Origin of the sequence: Crossiella sp. SN42 (assembly GCF_023897065.1) — a bacterium.
Lineage (GTDB): Bacteria > Actinomycetota > Actinomycetes > Mycobacteriales > Pseudonocardiaceae > Crossiella.
This window is the reverse complement of the sequence record NZ_JAMHIV010000023.1, coordinates 80,028-103,266: the sequence shown is the minus strand read 5'-3', so window position 1 is coordinate 103,266 and position 23,239 is coordinate 80,028. Positions and strand designations below refer to the sequence as shown.

Here is a 23,239-nt window from a genome sequence, read left to right as displayed (position 1 = left end):
TAAATCCGATCTCACTCCGCCCAAGACCGGAACTTCCGCAAGCGCAAGCTGTTTGTGACCACGAACACACTGGAGAACGCCATCGCCGCGCCGGCCAGCATGGGGTTGAGTACCCCGGCCGCGGCCAGTGGCAAACCCGCCACGTTGTAGGCGAACGCCCAGAACAGGTTTCCCTTGATGGTGCCCAGGGTGCGCCGGGACAGCCGGATCGCGTCCGCGGCCACCCGCAGGTCCCCTCGGACCAGGGTCAGGTCACCGGCCTCGATGGCCACATCAGTGCCCGTGCCCAGGGACAGACCCAGGTCAGCGGCTGCCAGCGCCGGGGCGTCGTTCACCCCGTCGCCGACCATGGCCACCACCCGGCCCTGCGCCTGCAACCTACGCACCGCGGCCACCTTGTCCGCGGGCAGTACCTCGGCGATCACGTCCTCGGCCGGGATGCCCACCTCGGCCGCCACCGCGGCGGCCACCGTGGCGTTGTCCCCGGTCAGCAGCACCGGCCGCAGGCCGAGCTCGCGCAGCCTGCGCACCGCCTCGGCGCTGGTCGGCTTCACCGTGTCGGAGACCATCAGCAGCCCGGCCGCCGCGCCGTCCACCGCCGCGGCCACCACGGTGCGCCCGGCGGCCTCGGCCTCCCGCACCGCCCCGGCCAGCTCGGCGGGCAGCTCGACCCCGCGCTCGGCGAGCAGCCGCGGCCTGCCGACCAGCACGGCCCGGCCGGCCACCTGTCCCTGCACGCCAAGGCCTTCGTTGTTGCCGAACTCGGTCACCGCGGGCAGCTCGCCGGCCTCGGCGCGCGCGCCCTCGGCGATGGCCCGCGCGATCGGGTGCTCCGAGGCCGCCTCCACCGCCCCGGCCAGCCGCAGCAGCTCGGCCCGGTCGAAGCCCTCGGCCGGCACCGCCCCGGCCAGCGTCATCACGCCGGTGGTCACCGTGCCGGTCTTGTCCAGCACGATGGTGTCGACCCGGCGGGTGGACTCCAGCACCTCCGGCCCCTTCACCAGGATGCCCAGCTGCGCGCCCCGGCCGGTGCCCACCAGCAGCGCGGTCGGCGTGGCCAGCCCGAGCGCGCACGGGCAGGCGATCACCAGCACGGCCACGGAGGCGGTCAGCGCGAAGGACGCGCCCGCGCCCCACAGCAACCAGAAGGCCAGCGTGCCTGCCGCGATCAGCAGCACCACCGGCACGAACACCGCCGAGACCCGGTCGGCCAGCCGCTGCACCTGCGCCTTGCCCGCCTGCGCCTGCTCGACCAACCGGGCCATCTGGGCCAGCTGGGTGTCCGCGCCGACCCTGGTGGCGCGCACCACCAGCCGCCCGCCCGCGTTCACCGTGCCGCCGGCCACCTGGGCGCCCGGCCCGACCTCCGCCGGCACCGACTCCCCGGTCAGCATCGACCGGTCCAGCGCCGAGGTGCCCTCCTCGACCACCCCGTCGGTGGCCACCTTCTCGCCCGGCCGCACCACGAACCGCGTGCCGACCGCCAGCGACTCCACCGGAACCCGGCGCTCGCGCCCGTCCTCCAGCACCGCGACGTCCTTGGCCCCCAAGGCAAGCAGCGCGCGCAGCGCCGCTCCGCTGTGCCGCTTGGACCTGGCCTCCAGCCAGCGCCCCAGCAACAGGAACACGGTCACCCCGGCGGCGACCTCCAGGTAGATGTCCGCGGTGGTCGACTCGCGCGGCAGCAGGCTGAACTCGTGCACCATGCCCGGCATCCCGGCGCCGCCCCAGACCAGCGCGTAGACCGACCACAGGTAGGCCACCGCGACGCCCATGGAGACCAGGGTGTCCATCGTGGTCGCGCCGTGCCGCAGGTTCACCGCGGCGGTGCGGTGGAACGGCCAGCCGCAGACCAGCACCACCGGCGAGGTCAGCGCCAGCGCGGCCCACTGCCAGAACGGGAACTGCAGCGCCGGGACCATCGAGAGCAGCACCACGGGCAGGCCGAGCAGCGCGGCGATCACGAAGCGCGCCTTCAGCTCCTCGACCCGCTCGCCGGGGTCTTCATCGTCCACAGTGGACGGTTTAGCCGGTTGCGGCGGGGTCGCGGTGTACCCGGCGGTCTGCACCGTGGCCACCAGCGTGTCCACGTCCAGGTCGTCCGGATAGGCCACGGTGGCCTTCTCGGTGGCGAAGTTGACCGTGGCGGTCACGCCGTCGAGCTTGTTCAGCTTGCGTTCGATCCGCCCGGCGCAGGCCGCGCAGGTCATCCCGCCGATGGCCAGCTCGATCCGCTGACCGGCCTCCGTGGTCGTCACAACCGCTCCCCTCCGCTGTCCCGCCCTGAAAATCAGCTCGCGAGCTGGTAACCGGCCTCGGTCACCGCGGCCTTGACCTCCGCCTCGGCCAGCTCGCGCTCACTGGTGACGGTCACCGCGCCGGTGGGCAGGTCCACGGTGACCCCGGTGACCCCGGCGACCTCGGACAGCTCCTCGGTCACCGAGCTGACGCAGTGCTGGCAGGTCATGCCGGTGACGGTGTAGGTGGTGCTGACGGACATGCGTGCTCCTTGGGTTCTCTATGTCCTTGTACGGATGGCGGCGGCGGGACGTTCGCTACGACTTGACCAGGCGGGCGATCGCGTCCGCGGCCTCGCGGACCTTGGCCTGGGCGGCCTCGTCGCTGGTGCGCGCGGCCTCGACCACGCAGCCGGCCATGTGCTCCTCGAGCAGCTCGAGGGCGAATGCCTGGAGCGCCCTGGTCGCCGCGGACACCTGGGTCAGCACGTCGATGCAGTAGGTGTCGTCGTCGACCATCCGCTGAAGTCCGCGGACCTGCCCCTCGACTCGACGGAGTCGGCGCAGGTGGGCGTCCTTGCGCTTGCTGTACGGGTGGCTGTGCTCCTCGGCCATGACCGAAGCATACCCCTAGGGGGTAGGGGTAAATGTCGGCGGGGTGGTCCGGCTCACAGAACGCCTGTCCTGTCAAGGGACAGATTGCCAACCGTTGATTACACAGGGTTCTGGATGAATCACTCTGCGGGGGGCTGTGAGGGCGAGAACCAGTAGCTAGCCTGCCTGCGAAGCCAACGTCGGGGAGGCGCCATGCACGGGTCGCTCGAGGTGCGGAAGTACCTGTGGGAGCAGGACGACACGGTTGCCAAGGGCAGCGGGGTGCCGCTGCCGCGGAACGGAGAACCATCCCGGATCTCCGCGGAACAGGTGCACAGGGCGCGCATGGCCGTGGCCCGTGGCGCTTTAGACGCCGAGGACTGCCGCATGCTGCTTGACATGCTGGGACTCGTGCCCAGTGAGGAGGACGGCATCCCGCCGGTGCGCCGGTAGGGCGCTTCGCGACAAACGATTGGGCTGGGCCGGGACGTGGCCGAGAAGCCACGTCCCGGACCCCCGAGACGCACACCCCCCGGCGCCCGCCTCGGGCTGCCTGGCCGGAACATACCGAGCGGTCGGGTTATCCGGCAATGGATCAGTTTCACGGTGTCGCGGACAGCACAGCGTGACCTCGTCTCACCCGGTGGTGTAAGGCTGTGCGCGGGCCGCCTGAGGCGGTAGCTTGCGGTACCGCAAGTGATCACCGGAGCCGTCATGCCCCAGCAGTCCAGGGCCCAGGTCACCCGAGAATCGATCATGGTCGCCGCCGCGTCCGAGTTCGACCGGCTCGGCTATGCCGCCGTCCCGCTCAGCCTCATCCTGGAGCGCAGCGGCGTGTCCAAAGGGGCCTTCTACTTCCACTTCCCGTCCAAGATCGGCCTGGCCGCGGCCATCATGGAGGCCGAGCAGGCGATCTGGCCGGAGCTCACCCGCCGCTGGGACGAACGCGGCCTGGACGCCCTGCGCACGCTGATCGGCTCCACCACCCAGGCCGTCGAGCTGATCTCCAGCGACCCCATTGTCCGCGCGGGTGTGCGTCTGTCCACCGACCCCGAGGTGCACGCCTCCGGCCTGCGCCCGCAGTACCTGAACTGGGAGTCCCTGCTGACCGCGCTGCTGGAGCGGTCGCGGGACGAAGGCCTGCTGCGAGCAGGCGCCGACCCGGTGGAGGTGGCGCGACTGCTCAACGCCGTGTTCGCTGGTAACCGGGAGATCGCCGCGGCCCTCACCGGGTACGCGGACTACGTCACCCGGATGGAGCAGGCGTGGCGAGTGCTGCTGCCTGCCATCGCCACCGAGGAGTGGCTGACCGACTGGCGAACCGCCCCCGGGCTCGGGGGTTGAGGAGGCATCACGTGACCAGTCCGGCCGAGGTCGCAGCGGCGACCCGGAAACCGCTGGTGAAGCTCGGCGGGGTCTTCATGACCTCGCCCCAGATGAACGCGCACACCAAGGCGCTCGAACTACCCAGGGCCGGCCTGTACTTCCGCGGCCGCGCCGCGGTGCTCGGCGACCCCTCGTCCACCGTGGTCGCCGAGCTGTACGGGATCTTCCCGAAGTGGCTGATGCACGCGGTGATCCCGCAGGTCACCCAGTTGCTGCCGGCCAAGGCCGCGGTCGCCGCCTACTCCGCGGCCTGCTGGGAGTGGGGCCGGGAAGCCCTGGCCGAGGTGCCTGCCGCCGAACGCACCGCCGAACTGCTGTTCCAGGTCAGTGACGCCGCCGACGCCGGCAACCTGCCGCTGTTCGCCGGCTGGCGCGAGGCCGCCCGGCCCGAGGACGCCCCGGCCCGGCTCGCGCACGCGCTCAACCTGCTGCGCGAGTACCGCGGCGGCCTGCACTTCTGCGCTCTGCGGGCCTGCGGCGTCGGCATCGACGAGGCGCTCGCGATCAACCCGGAGAGTGGCAAGCAGATCATGACCAGGCTGGCCTGGCAGGAAGAGGAGGCCGACGCGCTGATCGCCGCCACCCAGGCCAAGCCCGACCTGCCGCGCCGCTGGCGCCAGGCCGAGGACCTGACCGACGAGGTGATGGGCCAGACCCTGGCCGCCACGCTGTCCGAGGCCGAGCTGGCCGAGTTCCAGGAACTGATGCTGGCGCTGCCGACCCCGTGACCTGGCGGATGGAGCAGTGGCAGAACTCACAAGGGTTCGGTGGCCGCTGCTCCATCCGGGGCCGACGGCTCGGATGGGTGACTTCGGCTTGTCAGCGGGCTGGACTTGATCGCCGGTTGCCGTTGGCTGGGAGCTGTTGGGGCTGGTAGGAGCGTTTCAGGACCCCCGATTTGGAACTTCCGCCCCCAGCCCCCTAAGCTATCCATGCTCCCAACGGAAAGCCGTTGGAGGTGCGGGAGAAGTTCTGATTCACTGAGTCAGAAGCATCCTGGCCCCCATCGTCTAGTGGCCTAGGACGCCGCCCTTTCAAGGCGGTAGCGCGGGTTCGAATCCCGTTGGGGGTACGCAACACAGCACGACGGCAGTGCAGCAAGGCCCAGTGGCGCAGTTGGTTAGCGCGCCGCCCTGTCACGGCGGAGGTCGCGGGTTCGAGTCCCGTCTGGGTCGCGCGAAGGGGTTCGCTCCGTGGAGCGGACCCCTTTCGGCCAGGTAGCTCAGTTGGTACGAGCGACCGCCTGAAAAGCGGTAGGTCGGCGGTTCGACCCCGCCCCTGGCCACCGAAATGGGAACCCCCTGCTCACCCGCAGGGGGTTCGCTTTTTTCGGTGGTCTTCGACCCGGGGGGCCGAGCCCCCCGGACCCCCACGGTGCGAGCGGTGCCGAACCAGCGTGGTTGCGTTGAGGCGCGCTTGGGTGGGTTATCCACAGGTTGTCCACAGGTGTTAACGGTTAATCCTTGTTGGTTAACTGTTAACGCGGTTTTGGTCTGCCGGTTGTTTGTGGTGGCGTTCTAGCTTTGGGCTCCCTGCTTTGAGAGGAGCCCTGTGATGAGGGCGGTTATCCCTGCGGTTTTGCTTTTGTTGGCACTTCCTGTGCCTGCTTCGGCTGCGTCTGAGGGGGGTGGTGTTATTGGGAAGTGGATTGATCCGGTCAGTGGTGAGGTTGTTGTTTCTGTTGGTGATGAATCCACTGCTTCTCGGGTTCGGCAGGCCGGGGTTCGTGCTCAGGTGATGCCGCGTGGGCGGGCTGAGCTTGATGGGGTGGTTCGGCGGGTTGGTGAGGTTGCCGCTGGGCCTACTGGCGTCACCTCCTGGGGTATCGATCCCGTGAGTGCGCAGGTGGTGGTGCGCGCCGTCGCGTCCGCGGATGCCTCCGTCGTCGAACGCGTGCGGGCGTTTGGTGATGCTGTGCGGGTTGTGGTGGATGCTTCGGCGCCGGTGCAGCAGGGTGGGGAGGTGCGGACGGGGAATCCGTGGTGGCCCGGTAGTGAGACCTACTGTTCTGTTGGGTTTGGGGCTACGGATTCTGCTGGGGGGAAGCATTTTCTTACCGCTGGGCATTGCACTAATGATGTCAGTCAGGCTGCTTATGGGGAGGCTGGGCAGCAGAATCGGGTCGGGACTTCCAACTCCGGCGGGTCGCGCAGTGTCAATGCCCGTGAGGGGGATATGGGGGTTGTTGCGGTTACCGAGTCGGGCTGGGGTTTGTCGCCGGCGGTGAACACCTGGGGTGGGACCGGTGTCACTGTGGCGGGGGTTGTGGAGCCGGTGGTCAACCAGACCGTGTGTCACTCGGGGAACACGTCGAAGTGGCAGTGCGGGCGGGTGACGGCGGTCAATCAGACGATCAACTACGGGAGCGTGGTCATCGAGGGGTTGGCCACGACCACTGCTTGTTCCAAGGGTGGGGACTCTGGTGGGGGGTGGCTGGTTGGGGACAAGGCTGTGGGGCTGCACTCGGGTGGGCAGTCCTCGTGTGAGCCGGGTGGGGCGGACAACCAGTCGATCTTTCAGCCGGTGGGGGAAGCCCTGAAGAAGTGGGGGCTGACGTTGGTGACCGGTGGGAGTAGCGGGGACACCGAGGCGCCTTCGGTGCCGGGGAACCTGCGGGCTACCGGGAGCACGGCTTCTTCTGTTGCGCTGGCTTGGGATGCGGCTACTGACAACGTTGGGGTGAGTGGGTACGACGTGTACCGGGGGGAGACGGTGGTCGCCAGTGCGGAGGGGACTTCGGCGACGGTTGCGGGGCTGGAGGCCGATACCGAGTACTCGTTTGTGGTGCGGGCTCGGGATGCGGCGGGGAACCGGTCCGGTGCGAGCGCACCGGTGACCGCCCGGACGGCCAAGGGGGATGCGGGGGCTCGGACCTTCAGCAATGCCAACGCTTATCCGATTCGGGACTTCGCGGTGGCGGTCAGTCCGGTGCGGTCTACTGCCGGTGGGGCGGCCGCGGTGCCGGTGACCGTGGTGGTGAATGCCTCGCACACTTGTCAGGAGGACCTGAACATCAACCTGGTGGGGCCTTCTGGGCGGTACTACTCGTTGCACCGGGCCGGCGGGTTTGAGTGCCATGCGTTTCCGGGGTCTCGGACCTTTACCGTGCGGACCTCGGAGCAGGCTGGGGGGAACTGGGTGTTGCGGATCGGCGACAACGGGCCTGGGGATACCGGGACCTTGAGCAGTTGGTCCATCTCGGTGTGATGGGACGGGGCGCTCCTGGTGGGGCGCCCCGTTTTTTTACGGCCAGGTCCAGTGGAAGCCGTAGGTTCCTGGGCCGAAATCCGTTGCCACGCCGTGGACTGAGGTGAGTTCGTCCAGGTGGACTTGCTCTTGGTGGGTGGTGGTTTGGGTTGTGGTTCTGCGGGTGATGGTTGCCGGCGGGCAGGTGGGGTCGAAGCGGACTTCGAGGACGTACTCGCGGACGGGGAGGCGGAACTTGCGTTCGTAGTTGGTGGCGGTGGGGTGCGGGGCGTGGTTGCGGAGCTCGTGTTCGGTGATGATGGTTTCGTTGCGGCGCAAGGGTTTGGGGAAGAGGAGCTCGGCGGTCAGCAGGCCGGTCCGGGGGTGCGCGGAGGTGCGGCCCAGGGTGCAGTGGCGCAGGGGGCGGACCTCGGGGAGGGGGTGGTCGTGCTCGTCCAGGTGCAGGATGACCACCCAGCGGTCGGGGCCGTCGGCGTTGGCCCTGAGGACCTGGCGGGAGACCGAGGTCAGTTCCTCGCGGTGCGGGCCGATGTGGATGGTGTCGTGCTGGCTGAGGCGGGTCAGGCGGGTGTCCCAGCTGGTATTGATCTCGGAAAGGGCTTCGGCCACCTCGGTGGGGACCGGCCAGAAGGCGTCGATGTCCGGCGGGTCGGTGATCCGGTGCGGGCCGCGGGGGCGGGGTGGGCCCAGCAGGGTGGTCAGGGCGCCCTGGGGGACTTCCAGGACCTCTTCCAGGTGGTGCAGGGCGGTCAGCGACTCGTGGCGTTCCGGGCGGCTGCGGCCGGACTGCCAGTAGCTCAGGGTGGCCGCGGAGATGGTGACGCCCCTGGTGCGCAGGCGTTCGCGGATGCGGTGCAGGCCGAGGCCGCGGCTGGCGATCGCCGCGCGCAGGGCGGTGGCGAACGGGTCCGGCTGGTGCTCCGGCGGCATGCTCGCCAGCGTAGGTGCTCAGAAGCGGGGGAACCAGTCGTCGTCGAAGTGCACCACGACCAGGCTCTGGTCGTCGTGCCGCTTCGGGCGCGGCCACTTGCGGCCGTCCGGGTCGGACTCCTCGGCCTTGCGCACCGCGTCCAGCACCGTGTGCAGGCCGTCCTGCACCGCCTGGTCGTAGAGCGCGGTCCAGTCGGCGAACACGCCGTAGTCGTCCACGCCGCAGGAGACGCCGTCGCTGGCCATCACGATCGCCTGCACCTGGTCCCGCATCCAGCTCGCCCGCATGGCCTGCTTGGCCGCGTCCGGGTCGGCCTCGGCCACCCAGAAACCGCCCTGACGGTTGCGCCACTGGCCCACCTCGGCCGCCGAGGCGCGCAGCGCGTCCGCGTGGCCGGTGGAGAAACCAACGCCCTCGCGGAGCTGGTCGCGGTAGCCGGTGCGGCGCGGGACGGCCAGGCTCGCCAGCCGGGTGTCGGAGAGCACGTGCACGTCGCCGACGGTGAAGGCCACCACCGGGCTGTCCGCCAGCACCAGGGCGTCCACCCGCTCGTCGTCCCAGCGCAGCAGCGCCACCGTGCTGGACGGGGCCTTGCCCGGCTCCAGGCCGTGGTCGGCGGCCACCTGGCTGATGCAGGCGGCCAGCAGCTCGGCCAGGTCGATGTCGGGCTGCGCGGTCAGCTCCCGGCGCAGCTGGTCGCCGAGGCGCTCGGCGTACCAGCCGCCGGTGTGGCGCCCAGGTTCCAGCTGGGTCGCGCCGTCCAGCAGCACCACCGCGTTCGGCAGGACCACGATGCGGTCCTCGCTCTCGGCGGACCCGCCGGTCAGCTGGACCCCTGCTCGTTCAGCCATTTCGATCGCCGGCACGTCCGGGACCCTAATGCGAAAACCCGGAAAAGCCTGCTACCGCTCGGTTTTCCACTCAGCCGGAGTACGCAGCGCCACGAACGGCACAAAGAACTGGGCAAGTGGACCAATGGTGATCGCGTACAGCAGGGTGCCGATGCCGATCGTGCCGCCGAGCAGGAAACCCACCGCCAGCACGGTGATCTCGATCCCGGTGCGCACCAGGCGGATCGACCAACCGGTGCGCGCGCACAGCCCGGTCATCAGCCCGTCCCTCGGCCCCGGCCCGAGCCGGGCGCCGATGTAGGCGGCGGTGGCCAGGCCGTTCAGCACGATCGCCGAGACCAGGAACACCGCGCGCAGCCACCAGGCCGACGGCGCGGGCAGCAGGTACAGCGAGGCGTCCACCGCGACCGCGATCAGCACCACGTTGGCCACCGTGCCGATGCCCGGCCGCTGCCGCAGCGGGATCCAGCCCAGCAGCACGATCACCCCGGTGATCGCCGTGACGGTGCCGAAGCTGACCGGGATGTGCCTGGTCAGGCCCTCGTGCAGGACGTCCCACGGGTCGAGGCCGAGCCCGGCCCTGATCATCAGCGCCATGCTCGCGCCGTAGAGCAGCAGCCCGGCCAGCAGCTGGCTGAGCCTGCGCAGCGGCCGGTCCGCCACGGGCAGCGGGTGCAGGGGGATCGTCGGGGAGGCCATGCGGCCATCCTCTGCCGGGATTGGCCTTTACTTCGAGGGCCAAAGTGGAAAAATTGGCCCACATGAGCCAGGCACTGCCCACCGGTGGCCGGATCTCCGCGCCGCACCTCGCCGACCTGCTCGGCTGCTGGCGCGACGGGCCGAACCGGGCCCAGTCCGCCGACCTGGCCGCCGCGCTGCGGCTGCTGGTGCTGGAGGGCCGGTTGCCCGCGGGCACCCGGCTGCCCGCGGAACGGGAGCTGGCCCAAGCGCTCAACCTCAGCCGCACCACGGTCACCGCGATGCTGGACCGGCTGCGCGAACAGGACCTGATCGCCAGCCGCCGCGGCGCGGGTTCCTGGATCACCCTGCCCGGCAAGGAGTTCGGCCCGCAGGGGTTCACCTCGCTGCCGGAGGACGAGACGATCAACCTGGCCCAGGCCACCCCGGCCGCGCCTGCCGAGCTGGCCGCCGCGGTGGACGCGGCCCGGCTGCGCCTGCCCGGGTACCTGAGCGGCCCCGGCTACGCCCCGATGGGGTTGCCGGTGCTGCGGGAACGCATCGCCGAGCGCTACACCAGGCGCGGCCTGCCCACCGGCCCGGACCAGGTCATGATCACCTCGGGCGCGCAGCACGCGCTGGCGCTGGCGCTGCGGCTGCTGGTCATGCCCGGCCAGCGGGTGCTGCTGGAGAACCCGACCTACCCGAACGCGGTGGACGGCATCCGGGCCGCGCACGCCCAGCCGGTGCCGGTGGCGATGGCCCCGGACGGCTGGGACCTGCCCGGCATCGAGGCCACCCTGCGCCAGGTCGCGCCCCGGCTGGCCTACCTGATCCCGGACTTCCAGAACCCGACCGGCCTGCGGCTGTCCACGCAGGGCCGGGAGCAGCTGGCCGCCGCGCTGCGCCGGACCAGGACGCTGGCGCTGGTGGACGAGACCCTGGCCGAGCTGGACCTGGACGGCGACCCGGTGGACGGTCCGCCGCCGCTGGCCGCCTTCGCCGAAGGGCTGGTGCTCACCGCGGGCTCGGCGTCCAAGATGCTCTGGGGCGGGCTGCGCCTGGGCTGGCTGCGCGGACCGGTGGAGCTGATCCGGCAGCTGGCCGGGGTGCGCGCCTCCATCGACCTGGGCTCCTCGGTGCTGGACCAGCTGGTGCTCACCGAACTGCTCACCGACCCCGAGCCGCTGCTGGCCCGCAGACGGGCCCACTTCGCCACCGCGCGGGACGTCCTGGTGGACGCGCTGCGTGCCCGGCTGCCCGCCTGGACGGTGCGCCGCCCGGCCGGTGGACTGAGCCTGTGGTGCGAGCTGGACGGGCCGATCAGCACCCGGCTGGCCGCCGCCGCGATCAACCACGGCCTGCACCTGGTGCCGGGTCCCCGCTTCGGGGTCAACGGCGGGCTGGAGCGGTGGCTGCGGCTGTCCTTCGCCCAGGAACCCGCGGTGCTCACCGAGGCGGCGAACCGCCTGGCCCGCGCCGCCGCGACCCTCACCGGCGCGACGGACGACCTACTCGCAGTGACCTGACCTGGGCAAATAAGGAGCCCCGGTACCGCGGGGGCAACGCGGTACCGGGGCTGCGCACCCAACACGGCCGGGCGCGGTCGGCCGGTTGGGAGATCGGGGGCGTGTCCACAGGACGCTGGCTTCCTTCGTCGGCGTTGCTCGGAAAGTCCGGCAACCGCGGCGACGAAACGCCGATCACTGCTTCACGCGGGTGGTTGTCCCTGCTCAACGCAGGTGCGGCGAAACGGCCGCGCCAGGAATGCCGCTCGGATGGCGCAAGCCGTCACTGGCTGTGCGCACACCGGTGGCGTGTTACCGACTCAGTCAGTCGGGCGAGGTGGGCGGCAGGCCCGGGGTGTTGCTCGGCGAGCCCGCGTTGCGCGGGTGCTCGACGGTCACCAGGCTCGGCTTCGGCAGCTGCGGAAGCGGGACGGTGACCATCGCGGTGGCGCCACGGGCACCACCGTTGTCCGAAGCCGTGCCGCCCAGCGAGGCCGAGGACGGCGCGCTGGGGGCCGGCTTGCGGGGATCAGGCATGGGCAGGTCGGGCACGTCGTCGTGCTTGGTCCTGGTGCCTGCGGGCGGCTCGGCGGCCTTGGGCTCGACCGTGCGCACCGTGACCATCGGGCGGGAGCTCAGCACGGGCGCGGCCGGCGGCGTCTCCACCACCGGCTCGACGACTGGCTCGACCGGCGCGGGCTGCTGGACCGGCGGCGGGGGCGGCGGGGCCTGCCGCGGCGGGCGGACCGCGCTGACCGACCCCTCGGCGGACTTCGCGGTGCGGGTCGTCCTGACCGGAGCCGGCGCCGGACCGTCCTCTTCGGGCAGCGGCCGCACCTCGTCAGAGCCCACGGTGACCATGCCGCCACCAGCGGCGTCAGCCTCGTCCTCGCTGGTCATCGGGGTAGCGGTGCCGCGGAGCGTGGTGTCGGTGCGGCCCAGCCGGGCGGTGACCCGCTCGGTGATGCGTGCGCCGAGGCCACCGGCCCGCGCGACGGCATCCGTCTTGGCCGGCTCCTGGACTTCCGAAACGGTCGACGGGCTCAGAACGTCTGCGCGGGCCGGTGACTCGTCGGCATGGGCGGCGACGGCTCCGGCCAGCCAAGCGGCCGCAGCCAGGCCGCCGGCAATGGCCAGCCGGACGGCAACGACGCGCAGCCTCTCTCCCCGGCTGCGCACCGCCCCGGCGCTGGTCACCGTCACCACCACCTACCGATCACCGGACGACTGAAGGAAAGACAGATCTCTTCCCAGGTGCGTCAACCATGGTTGGCCCGTTTGCCGGTATGCGCGAGCGTACTGACCGGTTTCCACCCGGAGGTGGGTCGTGTTGCTCCAGACGTGCGCGAAACGATCACCCTGCGTCGATAACACCAGGTAGGGAAGCGGTTTCCCGAGCTGGCGGGCCGGGGCCCAGTCACCGAGGGCAAGTGTCATTCGGGCGAGTGACCGCGGTAACGCCTTCGGGCGGCTGACGGATCCCGGACCGCCCCCGCGGCTTCCAAGTGCCTGCCGAGTCGCCGACGCAGGGGAGAGCCGATGGACCCGGAGTGGCAGGACCTCATCAACCGCTACGCCAGGCTGGTGTGGGCGGTGGCCCGCTCGCACCGCCTGGACGACCAGGAAGCCGCCGACGTCAGCCAGACCACCTGGCTGAAACTGGCCGAACACCGCCACGAGCTGACCGCCCCGGACCGCGTCCAGGCCTGGCTGGTCACCACCGCCCGCCGCGAGTCGCTGCGCACCCTGGCCGCCCGCCACCGCGAACACCCCCTGGACCTGGACACCCTGGGCCGCGTGGCACACCTGGACCGCTTCCGCGCCCCGGACCCGGCGGACCTGGTCGTGCAAGGCGACCGCGCGGGCCGACTCTGGCGAGCTTTCGCCCGAATGCCGTTGCGCTGCAGGCAGTTGCTCTGGATCGCCGCCTACGCCCCGGACCTGCCGTACACCCGGATCGCCGAGCTGCTGGCCATGCCACTGGGCAGCATCGGCCCCACCAGAGGCCGGTGCCTGGCCGCCTTGCGCCGCCGCCTGGTCGGCGAGCTGGGAGCAGCGGGATGACCGACGACGACCTCTTCGCCGAACTCACCGACACGGTCTCCGCCACCGACCCACTGCCGCCCGCGGTGCTCGCCGCGGCCAGGGCCGCCGGGGACCTGCCGCCGGTCCACGGCCTCCGGCTGCGCGAGGTGGAACAGGGCATGCGCGCCGGTGCGGACCTGATCGTGTTGTCCGCCTACGGGGTCACGGTCCGGGTGGAGCTCGGCGACCCGCTCACCGGCGTGGTCACCGGCACCGCGGGCATGATCGAGGCCCGCACCCCGGACGGCTCCTGGTTCGCCGAGATCGACCCGGCCGGCCGGTTCACCATCGAGGGCGTGCCGCACGGTCCGCTGAGCCTGCGCGTGCACGGCGAGGCCCTCCTGGTCGGGGAGTGGCTGACGTGGTGAGCCTGGTCGACCGGGCCGCGACCGAGCCCGATCTGGTGCTGCGCCAGGCCGCCGCCGGTCTGCCGGCGGCCAGAGGCGCCGAGCTGGTGAACCTGCGGCTGGCGGCCTGCCTCGCGCACGTGGAGCTGGGCGAACCCACCCCGGCCGCCCGGCACGCCCGGCTGGCCCTGGCCGCGGCGGAACGGGCCGGGCTGACCGGGCTGACCGCGTCGGTGCGGCTGGCCAGGGCCTGGCTGGCGGTCGACCGGGGACGTCCGAGGGCCGCACTGGCCGAGCTGGACCGGGCTGCCGGACTGCGCGGGATCGAGCTGGCCAAGGCCCGGTGCCTGCGCGGGGCAGCGCTGTTCGCGTTGCGGGAACCGGCGGAGACGGAGCTGACCGCGGCCGTGGCGGGCCTGGGCGAAGCGCCCCGGTGGCTGGCCAACGCACTCATCGTGCGCGGCGCGGACGCCTGCTACCGGGGGCAGGCGGCCCGTGGCCGGGCGGATTTCGCTGCGGCGGAACGGGTTCTGACCGGACTCGGGCTGACCGAGCGGGCCGCGGTGTGCGTGCACAACCAGGGGTTCGCGGCCTTGCGGGAGGGGGATCCCCTTGCGGCACTTCGGTTGTTCGACGCCGCCGAACGGGCGGGCGCGGATCCATTGCGGCATCCGGAGATGTTGCTCGACCGGGCCGAGGCGCTCGAACCGGCGGAGGCGTTGCCGGTGCTGAGCAAGGCGGTGACGCTGCTCGCGGCGGCGGGCAAGGGGCGGAAGCTGGCTGAGGCGAAGGTGGCGCTGGCGCGGTGTGCGTTGCGGGACAAGGACTTCCGGGCTGCCGAGGTCGAGGCGGTTGCCGCGGCGGAGCTGTTCCGGCGGCAGCGGCGGCCCGGGTGGGCGGCGCTGGCCAGGGCGCTGGCGTTGCGGGCGGCGCTGGCGGCGGGGAACACGCCTGCGCGGTGGTCGGCGGTGGGCCGGGCAGCCGCGTTGTGCGCGCGGGCCGGGTGGGCCGAGGATGCCGAGGAACTGCGGCTGGTCGCGGGGCGGGCCGCCCGGTGGGACGGGCGGGAAGCCTTGGGGCGCAAGCTGCTTGGCCAGGTGCGCGGCGCGGGGCGGTGGCGGGCGCGGGCGGAGCTGGCCGGTGGCGGTGAGGTGTTGGCCGTGTGCCGGAGGGGGCTGCGGGCCGGGTGGGATCCGGAGCTGGCCGAGATCGGGCTGGGAGCCGCGTTGGCCAGTGGCGATGCCAGGGCGGCGCTGCGCTGGGCGCGGCGGTGCCGGGGCGATGGGGCGTCGGGGACGGTGGAGTACTTCGTGCACCGGGGCGAGGTCTGGGTCGGCAGCGCGGGCCGGGTGCGGCGGATGGCCGCGCTGGGCGAGGTCGAATGGGAGCTGGCCGGGGTGCGCCTGGGCAGCGGGTCCCTGGCCCGGCTGGAGCGGTTGTTGTTGCCGGAGCTGGGTTCCGGACCGGTGGTGGTGCTGGTGCCGGGCGAACTGCTCGGGGTGCCGTGGAACGGGTTGCCCTCGCTGGCCGGGCGGGAGGTCGGGGTGCTGCCGCCGGGATGGGGACGGGAGCCGTCACCGGGGGCGGCCGGGCCGGAGCGCTTGGGCGCGCCGTTGTGGGTGGCGGGGCCGGGGTTGCCGGGGGCCGAGGCGGAGGTGCGGGAGCTGCACGGAGAGTTCGGGGGCCAGCTGCTCACCGGGTCCCGGGCGACTGTGGCACGGACCTTGCGGGCCGTGGCGGAGGCCGGGCTGGTGCACGTGGCCGCGCACGGGCGGCACGGGAGTGTGGAGCTGGCGGACGGGCGGCTGCGGGTGGCGGAGCTGCTCGCGGTCGCCGGAGGGACGGTGGTGCTGTCCGCCTGCGGTGTGGGGCGGGCGTTGGGGCGGGGGCGCGGGGTGGTGGTGGCGAGTGTGCTGGACGTGGCTGACGCCGGGACCGGGGCGCTGATGCTGGAGCTGCATCGGCGGCTGCGCGTGGAGCCCCCGGCAGCCGCGTTGGCCGCGGTGCAGCGGGTGCACGGGCACCGGGGGTTCGTCTGCGTGGGTCAGGACGTCAGTTTGGCCAGGCGGAGCAGGGCTTCGTCGAGGACCTCGTCGCGTTTGCAGTAGGCGAAGCGGACCAGGTGGCGGGCGGTGGCCGGGTCGTCGCAGAAGACCTGGACCGGGATGGCGGCCACGCCGATGCGTTCGGGGAGCTCGCGGCAGAGGGTGGCGCCGTCGTCGAAGCCGAGTGGGCGGACGTCGGTGCAGATGAAGTAGGTGCCTTCGCTGGGCAGGACCGTGAAGCCCGCGTCGGACAGGCCCGCGGCCAGGCGGTCGCGTTTGCGTTGCAGGTCCTGGCGGAGGTTCTCCACCCACGGCAGCTCGGTGCGCAGGGCATGTGCGACGGCGGGCTGGAAGGGGGCGCCCGCGACGAAGGTGATGAACTGCTTGGCGGCGCGGACCGCGGCGATCAGGTCCGGCCTGCCGCAGACCCAGCCGATCTTCCAGCCGGTGGCGTTGAAGGTCTTGCCGCAGCTGGAGATGGTCAGGGTGCGCTCGGCCATGCCGGGCAGGGTGCCGATGGGGCGGTGCGCGCGGCCGTCGTAGAGCAGGTGTTCGTAGACCTCGTCGGAGATCACCAGGAAGTCGTGCCGCTGGGCCAGCTCGGCGATCTCGGCCAGCTCGGCGTCGGTCAGCACGGTGCCGGTGGGGTTGTGCGGGGTGTTGAGCAGCAGCGCCTTGGTCTTGGGGCCCGCGGCGGCGCGCAGGGCCTCGATGTCCAGGGTGAAGCGGCCGGTTTCCGGGTCGGGGCGCAGGGCCACCGCGCGGCGCACGCCACCTGCCATCGCGACCGAGGCGGCGTAGGAGTCGTAGTAGGGCTCGATCAGGATGACCTCGTCGCCCGGTTCGACCAGGGCGATCAGGCTGGCCGCGATGGCCTCCGTGGCGCCGACGGTGACCAGGACCTGGGTGTCCGGGTCGAACTCCTGGCCGTACTGGCCCGCGCGGTGCTCGGCGATCGCGGCGCGCAGCTCGGGGCGGCCGGGACCGGGCGGGTACTGGTTGACCCCGTCCGCGATCGCCTGCTGGGCGGCGGCGAGCATCGAGGCGGGGCCGTCGGTGTCGGGGAAGCCCTGACCCAGGTTGACCGCGCCGGTGCGCTGCGCCAACGCCGTCATCTCGGCGAAGATCGTCGAGGTGAACGGCTGGAGCCGGGAGACGAGAGCGGGAATGGTCACGGGAGTGATCCTGCAACTTCACCGGGCTGAGCCACAATCGGAGGTGTGCAAGAGCTGACACCAGCCGAACGCGTCAAGCGGGCCGAGCTGCGCAAGATGAAGGCCGTGGCCACCTCGTTCCTGCTCGGAGCGGTGGTCATCTACCTGTTCGCGCGCTGGCAGGAGTCGGCTGGCGCGCCGGCCTGGGTGGGTTTTGTGCGGGCCGCGGCCGAGGCGGGCATGGTCGGCGCGCTCGCGGACTGGTTCGCGGTCACCGCGCTGTTCCGGCGCCCGCTCGGGCTGCCCATCCCGCACACCGCGATCATCCCGACCCGCAAGAACGAGCTGGGCAGCAGCCTTGGCGACTTCGTCGGGGCCAACTTCCTCTCCACCGAGGTGGTGCGGGACAAGCTGAGCCGGGTCGGCATCGCCGGGCGGCTCGGTCAGTGGCTCAGCGCGCCCGGCCACGCCGAGCGGGTCACCGAGGAGCTGGCCACCGCGGTGCGCGGCGCGGTCACCGTGCTGCGCGATGAGGACGTGCAGGCGGTGCTGGAACAAGCCGTGCTGCGCAAGGTGGTGGACCGGCCGTGGGGGCCGCCGCTGGGCAAGCTGCTCGGCCAGACCTTCACCGACGGCGCCCACCACAAGCTGGTCGACCTGCTCTTCGACCGCGCCTACGACTACGTGCTGACCAACGAGCAGACCCTCAAGTCCCTGGTCTCCGACCGGGCCCCGTCCTGGTCGCCCAAGTTCGTCGAGGGCCTGGTCGCGGACAAGGTCTACAACGAGCTGCTGGCCTTCGCCTGGGCGGTCAAGACCGAGCCCGGCCACCCGGTCCGGCTGTCCCTGGACAAGTTCCTCGGCGAGTTCGCCCACGACCTGCAGCACGACCCGGACACCATGGCCCGCGCCGAGGCGGTCAAACAGCAGGTGGTGGAGCACCCGGACGTGCAGAACCTGGTCGGCTCGGCCTGGGGCACCGCGAAGAAGATGATCCTCAACGCGGCCGAGGACCCCTCCAGCGAGTTCCGGGTCCGGGTCCGCGACGGCCTGCGCACGCTGGGCCGCAAGCTCGGCGAGGACGCGTCGCTGCGGGCCAAGGTGGACGGCTGGCTGGAGGGCGCGGCGGTCTACCTGGTGACCAACTACCAGGCCGAGATCGTCACCCTGATCACCGACACGGTGGAGCGCTGGGACGGCGAGCAGACCGCGCGCAAGGTCGAGCTCCAGGTGGGCAGGGACCTGCAGTTCATCCGGATCAACGGCACGGTGGTTGGCGCGCTGGCCGGACTGGGCATCCACACCCTGTCCCAGCTGTTGTTCTAGGGAGGGGAGATCAGGAATGGCCGCTGGCATCAGCGTGGAGTCGACCGTGTTCGACTGCCCGAACCCCAGGGAGCTGGCCGAGTTCTACGGCAGGCTGCTCGGCTGGGACAAGATCACCGGGCGGGAGGACTTCCTGAAGCTGCACGGCCCGGACGGGGTGCGGCTGGCCTTCCAGCGGGCCCCCGACTTCCAGCCGCCGACCTGGCCGAGCGGCCCCCGGCCGCAGATGCTGCACCTGGACCTGCGGGTGGCCGACCTGGACGCCGAGCACGAGCGCACGCTGGCCTGCGGGGCGGTGGCCCTCGGCGAGGTGCAGGGCACGTCCAAGGACGGCTTCCGGGTCTACGCCGACCCGGCCGGGCACCCGTTCTGCCTGGTCACCGACTAAAGGACCGGACCGCCCGGCACGAAGTCCGGGCGGTCCAGCCATGCCGCTGGCATGTCGGGGGGCGACCACGCCGACGGCAGCTCACGGGTGCGGCAGCAGCTCAGGACAACCGCCGCTCTGGTAGCCGGCGGAGTACTCGAAGTGCCAGGGCTCGTTGGCGTAGCGCCTGCACCAGCCGAACTCGCCCTTGGTCCGCTCCAACCATGCTGCCGAGGCCCGGGGCTGCACGTCCACCGCGAGTCCCTTCACATGCAGAGATTTCTCCGGTGGCAGCACGTACTGCCGGGCCTTGGCCGCGCTGCCGTGCAGGGCCAGCGCGGCGTCGAACTCGGCCTGCTGGGACGCGGTGCTGCGCTTGCCGTCGTGCACGCACAGGGTCAGCCCGGCCTCCCAGGCCGCCTGCCTGGCCCGCTTCCAGGCCTGCTCGGCCGCGTCCTTGAGCCCGTCGACCTTCTTGTCGAAGTAGCTCGGGTCCGCCGCGCAGATCGGCTTGCCGTTCTTGTCCAGCTTGGGTTCCGGCTGCGGGCCCGGGGTGTTCGGCGGCCGGGCCGGGTTGTCCGGCACGGTCACCACCTCCACCGAGGTCTGCGCGGGCGGCGGGCTGGTCCGGCCGGTCGTGGTGGCCGCCGCGTCCAGGCCTGCCCACTCGGCCGCGTCCTGCCAGACCCCGGTGGTGCCCAGCACGCCGAGCAGGGCGCCGGTCAGCCCGATCGCCAGGGTCAAGCCGATGATCTTCCGTCGCACCCGCGACCTCCTCTCGCCGCTGATACGCGCGCGACCGGGCGGCGGGTTGCACGCTCGCCCGAATGTCCTATTCGGGCCATGTATAGACCGGGTGTATACCCGCCATGTAGAGTCGCCGCCATGTCAATCGGACACACCCTGCTCGGGCTGCTGGAAGGCGGTCCTCGGCACGGCTACGACCTCAAACGCGCCTATGACGAGCGCTTTGGGCAGGACCGCCCGCTGCACTACGGGCAGGTCTACTCGACGCTGTCCCGCCTGCTCCGCAACGGCCTGGTCCAGGTCGAGGGCGTCGAGCAGGGCGAGGGTCCCGAACGCAAGCGGTATGCGATCACCGGCGCGGGCATCACCGATGTCGGCACCTGGCTGGCCACGCCGGAGAAGCCGGAGCCGTACCTGCAGAACACGCTCTACACCAAGGTCGTGCTTGCCCTGCTCTCCGGCCGCAGCGCCACCGACCTGCTGGACACCCAGCGCGCCGAGCACCTGCGGCTGATGCGCGAGCTGACCCAGCGCAAGAGCGCCGGTGACCTCGCCGACCAGCTGATCTGCGACCACGCGCTGTTCCACCTGGAGGCCGACCTGCGGTGGCTGGAGCTCACCGCGGCCCGCCTGCACCAGCTCGCGAAGGAAGTCGGGGCATGACCAACGTGAACGGGCCGCTGCTGGCCGGATTCGACCTGCACAAGACCTTCGGCCCGACCCCGGCCCTGGACGGGGCCGGCATGCAGGTCAGCCCCGGCGAGGTGGTCGCGGTGATGGGGCCCTCCGGTTCCGGCAAGTCCACCCTGCTGCACTGCCTGGCCGGGATCCTGGTGCCGGACTCCGGCCGGGTGACCTACCGCGGCCGGGAGATGTCGGCCATGGGCGAGTCCGAGCGCAGCGCGTTGCGGCGCACCGAGTTCGGCTTCGTCTTCCAGTTCGGTCAGCTGGTGCCGGAGCTGACCGCGGTGGAGAACGTGGCGCTGCCGCTGCGGCTGGGCGGGATCAGGCGCAAGGAGGCCGAGGCCAAGGCGACCGACTGGCTGGAGCGGCTGGAGGTCGCCGACGTGCGGAACAAGCGGCCCGGCGAGACCTCCGGCGGCCAGGGCCAGCGGGTGGCGGTGGCCCGCGCGCTGGTCACCGGTCCCCGGGTGATCTTCGCCGACGAGCCGACCGGCGCGCTGGACTCGCTCAACGGTGAGCGGGTGATGCGGCTGCTGGTCACCGCGGCCAAGGACACCGGGGCCGCGGTGGTGCTGGTGACGCACGAGGCCAGGGTGGCCGCCTACTCCGACCGCGAGGTCGTGGTGCGCGACGGCCGGACCCGCGACGTCGAGCTGGTGGGCTGATCCCGTTGCGCCGGAACAGGTTTGGACGTGCCGCGTGAGGGGTACAGGCGAAATGGACAAGCGGACCGTGGTCCGCCGCTGGGTTGACGACCTCGCCCTGGGCATCCGGCTGGCCGTCGGGGGCAGCCGGAACTCCTGGGCGAGGCTCACCCTCACCGCCGTCGGCATCGGCATCGGCGTGGCCGTGCTGCTGCTCGCGGCCTCCTTCTTCAACATCAAGGAAGATCACGACGCGCGCCGGTACGACCGCGCGGTCAGCCAGCAACAGCAGCAGAAACCGGTGCCCGGCAAGGATCCGCTGCTGGCCACCAGGACCAGCACCGAGTTCCGCGGGCAGACCGTCCAGGGCGTCCTGGTCCAGCCGCTGGGCGCCACCCCGCCGCTGCCGCCGGGGGTCAGCTCGCTGCCCGGGCCGGGCGAGTTCGTGGTCTCGCCGGCCCTGGACCGGTTGCTGAGCTCGGCCGAGGGGGAGCTGCTGCGCCCCCGGTTCGACGGGCCCCGGCGGCTGATCGCGGACGAGGGCCTGGTCGGGCCGCACGAGCTGTTCTTCTACGTCGGCGCCAGCGACCTCACCTGGGCCAGTGACGTGCGGACCCTGTACGCCTTCGGCGAGACGCCGGAACCGCGGTCGCTGGAGCCGCTGCTGGCGCTGCTGGTGCTGGTCGGGGCCACCACCATGCTGATCCCGGTGGTGGTGTTCATCGGTGCCAGCACCCGGCTGGCCGCCGCCGCCCGCGACCGCAGGCTGGCCGCGCTGCGGCTGGTCGGCGCGGACGCGGTGCAGACCAGGCGGGTGGCCGCGGGCGAGACGCTGGTGGGCGCGGTGCTCGGCGTGCTGCTCGGCTGGCTGGTGTTCCTGCTCGGCAGGCAGCTGGTGGAACTGGTGCAGCTGTTCGGCGTCAGCGTGTTCGCGGTGGACGTGCGGCCCTCGCCGTGGCTGGCCGCGCTGATCGCGCTCGGCGTGCCGGTGCTCGCGGTCGCGGTGTCCATGGCCACCCTGCGCAACACCCTGGTCGACCCGCTGGGCTCGGTCCGGCAGGCCAAGCCGATCCGGCGCAGGCTGATCTGGCGGCTGGTGCCGCTGGTGCTCGGCTTCGGGCTGCTGGTCACCCAGGCCGGGAAGCTGTCCTCCGGCAGCGATTCCGGCGGCCGGTCCACCTTGCTGATCGCGACCGGCGTGGTGCTGCTGTTGCTGAGCATTCCGATGCTGCTGCCGTGGGCGGTGGAGAAGCTGGTCGCGCGCGCACGCGGCGGTCACCCGGCCTGGCAGCTCGCGGTGCGCCGGATGCAGCTGGACAGCGGCACCTCGGCCAGGGTGATCGGCGGGCTCGCGGTGGTGCTGGCCGGCGGCATCGCGTTGCAGACCGTGCTGATGACCACCGAACGGGAGTACCCGCCGGAGCAGCGCCCCGCTGACGCGACCAAGCTGACGGTGCACGCGCGCTCCGGGCTGGACGACCCGCTGGCCCTGCTCACCGAGCTGCGCCGCGCCCCCGGCCTGCTCTCGGTCAACGGCACCGCGAGCGTGACCGCGCGCGGTCCGGGCCAGGACGAGTACTTCTCGGTGACCATGGCCGACTGCGCCGAGCTGGCCAGGCACGCCGAGATCAGCGACTGCCGGCCCGGCCGGGCCTGGCTGGTCCAGTCCCGGCGGCAGCAGAGCTCCGGGTCCGGTTCCGCCACGCCCGCCCCGCAGCCCAAGCCCGGTCAGCAGCTGATGCTGCGCACCGATCCGTCGGCCGCTCGCCCCGCCTGGCAGCCGGACTGGACGGTGCCTGCCAACCTCACCCCGGTCGCCGCCCGCGACGTGGCCGACTACGGCATCGGCGACGGGATCCTGGTGGCCGTGGGCACCCTGCCGCCCAAGGTGGCCAAGCAGATGTACCTGCAGGCCCAGCTGAAGGTCGACCCGGCCCAGCCGGACGCCGCCGAGCACGTGCGCAACCTGCTCGGGCCGATGGGCTGGCGGGCCTCGGTGTACCCGGCCTACCGGGACGACTCCTACAACCGGGAGCGCGCGCAGAGCTACGCCACCGTGCGCCGCGGCGTGCTGGCCGGTGTGCTGGTCGCGCTGCTGCTGGCCGCGGCCAGCCTGCTGGTGATCGGCTTCGAGCAGGTGCGGGAACGGCGGCGGCCGCTGGCCGTGCTCTCCGCCAACGGGGTGCCCAGGCGCACCCTGGCCGGGTCGGTGCTGTGGCAGAACGCGGTGCCGGTGCTGCTGGCCGTCCTCGTCTCCAGCGGGGCCGGGATCGGGCTCGGCGCGCTGCTGCTGCGCACCGTGCGGCGGCCGCTGCTGCTGGACTGGACCTCGGTCGGGGTGTCCGCCGGCGCGGCGCTGCTGGCGGCGCTGGCGGTGAGCCTGCTGACGCTACCGTCGGTGCTGCGGGCCATGCGGCCGGAGGGCCTACGAGCGGAATGAGCACGAGC

At 72.0% G+C, this 23,239-nt stretch carries 22 protein-coding genes, 3 tRNA genes and 1 pseudogene; 17 read left to right on the top strand and 9 right to left on the bottom strand.

Features of this window, described 5'->3' with window-relative positions:
• Positions 1 to 11: 11 nt before the first annotated feature.
• The 3 genes from M8C13_RS26785 to M8C13_RS26775 form a co-directional block, all read right to left on the bottom strand.
• Positions 12 to 2,210: a heavy metal translocating P-type ATPase gene (locus tag M8C13_RS26785; protein ID WP_252483541.1), complete on the bottom strand. Its 2,199-nt coding sequence runs from the start codon at positions 2,208 to 2,210 to the stop codon at positions 12 to 14.
• A gap of 80 nt (positions 2,211 to 2,290) precedes the next feature.
• Positions 2,291 to 2,500: a heavy-metal-associated domain-containing protein gene (locus M8C13_RS26780; RefSeq protein ID WP_252483462.1), complete on the bottom strand. Its 210-nt coding sequence runs from the start codon at positions 2,498 to 2,500 to the stop codon at positions 2,291 to 2,293.
• Positions 2,501 to 2,555: 55 nt separating this feature from the next.
• Positions 2,556 to 2,852 carry a metal-sensitive transcriptional regulator gene (locus M8C13_RS26775; protein WP_252483461.1) on the bottom strand — a complete coding sequence of 99 codons (297 nt, stop codon included), beginning with the start codon at positions 2,850 to 2,852 and terminating at the stop codon, positions 2,556 to 2,558.
• Positions 2,853 to 3,044: 192 nt separating this feature from the next.
• On the opposite strand from M8C13_RS26775, the gene M8C13_RS26770 reads away from it, so the two are divergent.
• The 8 genes and pseudogenes from M8C13_RS26770 (at position 3,045) to M8C13_RS26740 (ending at position 7,424) form a co-directional block, all read left to right on the top strand.
• Entirely contained in the window at positions 3,045 to 3,284 is a 240-nt protein-coding gene (locus tag M8C13_RS26770) for a hypothetical protein (protein ID WP_246492451.1), read from the top strand.
• 261 nt (positions 3,285 to 3,545) lie between these two features.
• Positions 3,546 to 4,175, top strand: coding sequence for a ScbR family autoregulator-binding transcription factor (locus M8C13_RS26765; RefSeq protein WP_252483460.1), 630 nt, complete (start codon positions 3,546 to 3,548; stop codon positions 4,173 to 4,175).
• Positions 4,176 to 4,186: 11 nt separating this feature from the next.
• Entirely contained in the window at positions 4,187 to 4,945 is a 759-nt protein-coding gene (locus tag M8C13_RS26760; protein ID WP_252483459.1) for a hypothetical protein, read from the top strand.
• Positions 4,946 to 5,216: 271 nt separating this feature from the next.
• Positions 5,217 to 5,289, top strand: a tRNA-Glu gene (locus tag M8C13_RS26755).
• 29 nt (positions 5,290 to 5,318) lie between these two features.
• Positions 5,319 to 5,392 (top strand) — tRNA-Asp (locus M8C13_RS26750).
• Between the two features lie 36 nt (positions 5,393 to 5,428).
• Positions 5,429 to 5,502 (top strand) — tRNA-Phe (locus M8C13_RS26745).
• Between the two features lie 269 nt (positions 5,503 to 5,771).
• A pseudogene (locus tag M8C13_RS45830) lies at positions 5,772 to 6,083 on the top strand (alpha-lytic protease prodomain-containing protein); the annotation flags it as partial.
• A 357-nt stretch (positions 6,084 to 6,440) separates the two neighbouring features.
• On the top strand, positions 6,441 to 7,424 hold the full coding sequence (locus M8C13_RS26740) for a proprotein convertase P-domain-containing protein (protein ID WP_252483458.1): 984 nt from the start codon (positions 6,441 to 6,443) through the stop codon (positions 7,422 to 7,424).
• 36 nt (positions 7,425 to 7,460) lie between these two features.
• Here M8C13_RS26740 and M8C13_RS26735 read toward each other — a convergent pair whose 3' ends face one another.
• The 3 genes from M8C13_RS26735 to M8C13_RS26725 are packed head-to-tail and all read right to left on the bottom strand — an operon-like array spanning position 7,461 to position 9,905.
• Positions 7,461 to 8,354, bottom strand: coding sequence for a helix-turn-helix domain-containing protein (locus M8C13_RS26735; RefSeq protein WP_252483457.1), 894 nt, complete (start codon positions 8,352 to 8,354; stop codon positions 7,461 to 7,463).
• A gap of 18 nt (positions 8,355 to 8,372) precedes the next feature.
• A complete protein-coding gene (locus M8C13_RS26730; protein ID WP_252483456.1) occupies positions 8,373 to 9,221 on the bottom strand; it encodes a protein phosphatase 2C domain-containing protein in 849 nt (282 codons plus the stop codon).
• 36 nt (positions 9,222 to 9,257) lie between these two features.
• On the bottom strand, positions 9,258 to 9,905 hold the full coding sequence (locus M8C13_RS26725; protein WP_252483455.1) for a YitT family protein: 648 nt from the start codon (positions 9,903 to 9,905) through the stop codon (positions 9,258 to 9,260).
• 62 nt (positions 9,906 to 9,967) lie between these two features.
• On the opposite strand from M8C13_RS26725, the gene M8C13_RS26720 reads away from it, so the two are divergent.
• On the top strand, positions 9,968 to 11,413 hold the full coding sequence (locus tag M8C13_RS26720; RefSeq protein ID WP_252483454.1) for a PLP-dependent aminotransferase family protein: 1,446 nt from the start codon (positions 9,968 to 9,970) through the stop codon (positions 11,411 to 11,413).
• A 303-nt stretch (positions 11,414 to 11,716) separates the two neighbouring features.
• Here M8C13_RS26720 and M8C13_RS26715 read toward each other — a convergent pair whose 3' ends face one another.
• A complete protein-coding gene (locus M8C13_RS26715; RefSeq protein WP_252483453.1) occupies positions 11,717 to 12,589 on the bottom strand; it encodes a hypothetical protein in 873 nt (290 codons plus the stop codon).
• Positions 12,590 to 12,931: 342 nt separating this feature from the next.
• Here M8C13_RS26715 and M8C13_RS26710 point away from each other — a divergent pair, with 342 nt between their 5' ends.
• The 3 genes from M8C13_RS26710 to M8C13_RS45545 are packed head-to-tail and all read left to right on the top strand — an operon-like array spanning position 12,932 to position 15,932.
• Complete coding sequence (locus tag M8C13_RS26710) at positions 12,932 to 13,456, top strand: RNA polymerase sigma factor (RefSeq protein ID WP_252483452.1); 525 nt, start codon at positions 12,932 to 12,934, stop codon at positions 13,454 to 13,456.
• Complete coding sequence (locus tag M8C13_RS26705; RefSeq protein ID WP_252483451.1) at positions 13,453 to 13,845, top strand: hypothetical protein; 393 nt, start codon at positions 13,453 to 13,455, stop codon at positions 13,843 to 13,845. Before M8C13_RS26710 ends, M8C13_RS26705 begins: the two co-directional genes overlap by 4 nt.
• Entirely contained in the window at positions 13,830 to 15,932 is a 2,103-nt protein-coding gene (locus M8C13_RS45545) for a CHAT domain-containing protein (RefSeq protein ID WP_252483450.1), read from the top strand. Before M8C13_RS26705 ends, M8C13_RS45545 begins: the two co-directional genes overlap by 16 nt.
• Here M8C13_RS45545 and M8C13_RS26695 read toward each other — a convergent pair.
• A complete protein-coding gene (locus M8C13_RS26695) occupies positions 15,869 to 17,044 on the bottom strand; it encodes a pyridoxal phosphate-dependent aminotransferase (RefSeq protein WP_252483449.1) in 1,176 nt (391 codons plus the stop codon). The genes M8C13_RS45545 and M8C13_RS26695 overlap by 64 nt on opposite strands.
• A 45-nt stretch (positions 17,045 to 17,089) precedes the next feature.
• Between M8C13_RS26695 and M8C13_RS26690 the strand changes: the two genes are divergently transcribed.
• Entirely contained in the window at positions 17,090 to 18,349 is a 1,260-nt protein-coding gene (locus M8C13_RS26690) for a DUF445 domain-containing protein (protein WP_374213154.1), read from the top strand.
• A 16-nt stretch (positions 18,350 to 18,365) separates the two neighbouring features.
• Positions 18,366 to 18,737 (top strand): VOC family protein, encoded by a 372-nt coding sequence (locus M8C13_RS26685; RefSeq protein WP_252483448.1) that lies wholly within the window; start codon positions 18,366 to 18,368, stop codon positions 18,735 to 18,737.
• Positions 18,738 to 18,818: 81 nt separating this feature from the next.
• Here the strand turns inward: M8C13_RS26685 and M8C13_RS26680 are convergent, their stop codons facing one another.
• Positions 18,819 to 19,481, bottom strand: coding sequence for a D-alanyl-D-alanine carboxypeptidase family protein (locus M8C13_RS26680; RefSeq protein WP_252483447.1), 663 nt, complete (start codon positions 19,479 to 19,481; stop codon positions 18,819 to 18,821).
• Between the two features lie 120 nt (positions 19,482 to 19,601).
• Here M8C13_RS26680 and M8C13_RS26675 point away from each other — a divergent pair, with 120 nt between their 5' ends.
• From M8C13_RS26675 to M8C13_RS26665, 3 genes are read left to right on the top strand one after another with little or no spacing between them, the layout of a single operon-like run.
• Positions 19,602 to 20,126: a PadR family transcriptional regulator gene (locus M8C13_RS26675; RefSeq protein WP_252483446.1), complete on the top strand. Its 525-nt coding sequence runs from the start codon at positions 19,602 to 19,604 to the stop codon at positions 20,124 to 20,126.
• Complete coding sequence (locus M8C13_RS26670; protein ID WP_252483445.1) at positions 20,123 to 20,812, top strand: ABC transporter ATP-binding protein; 690 nt, start codon at positions 20,123 to 20,125, stop codon at positions 20,810 to 20,812. The genes M8C13_RS26675 and M8C13_RS26670 overlap by 4 nt, the downstream gene beginning before the upstream one ends.
• Before the next feature lie 52 nt (positions 20,813 to 20,864).
• Entirely contained in the window at positions 20,865 to 23,231 is a 2,367-nt protein-coding gene (locus M8C13_RS26665; protein ID WP_252483444.1) for an FtsX-like permease family protein, read from the top strand.
• The last annotated feature ends 8 nt before the right edge of the window (positions 23,232 to 23,239 follow it).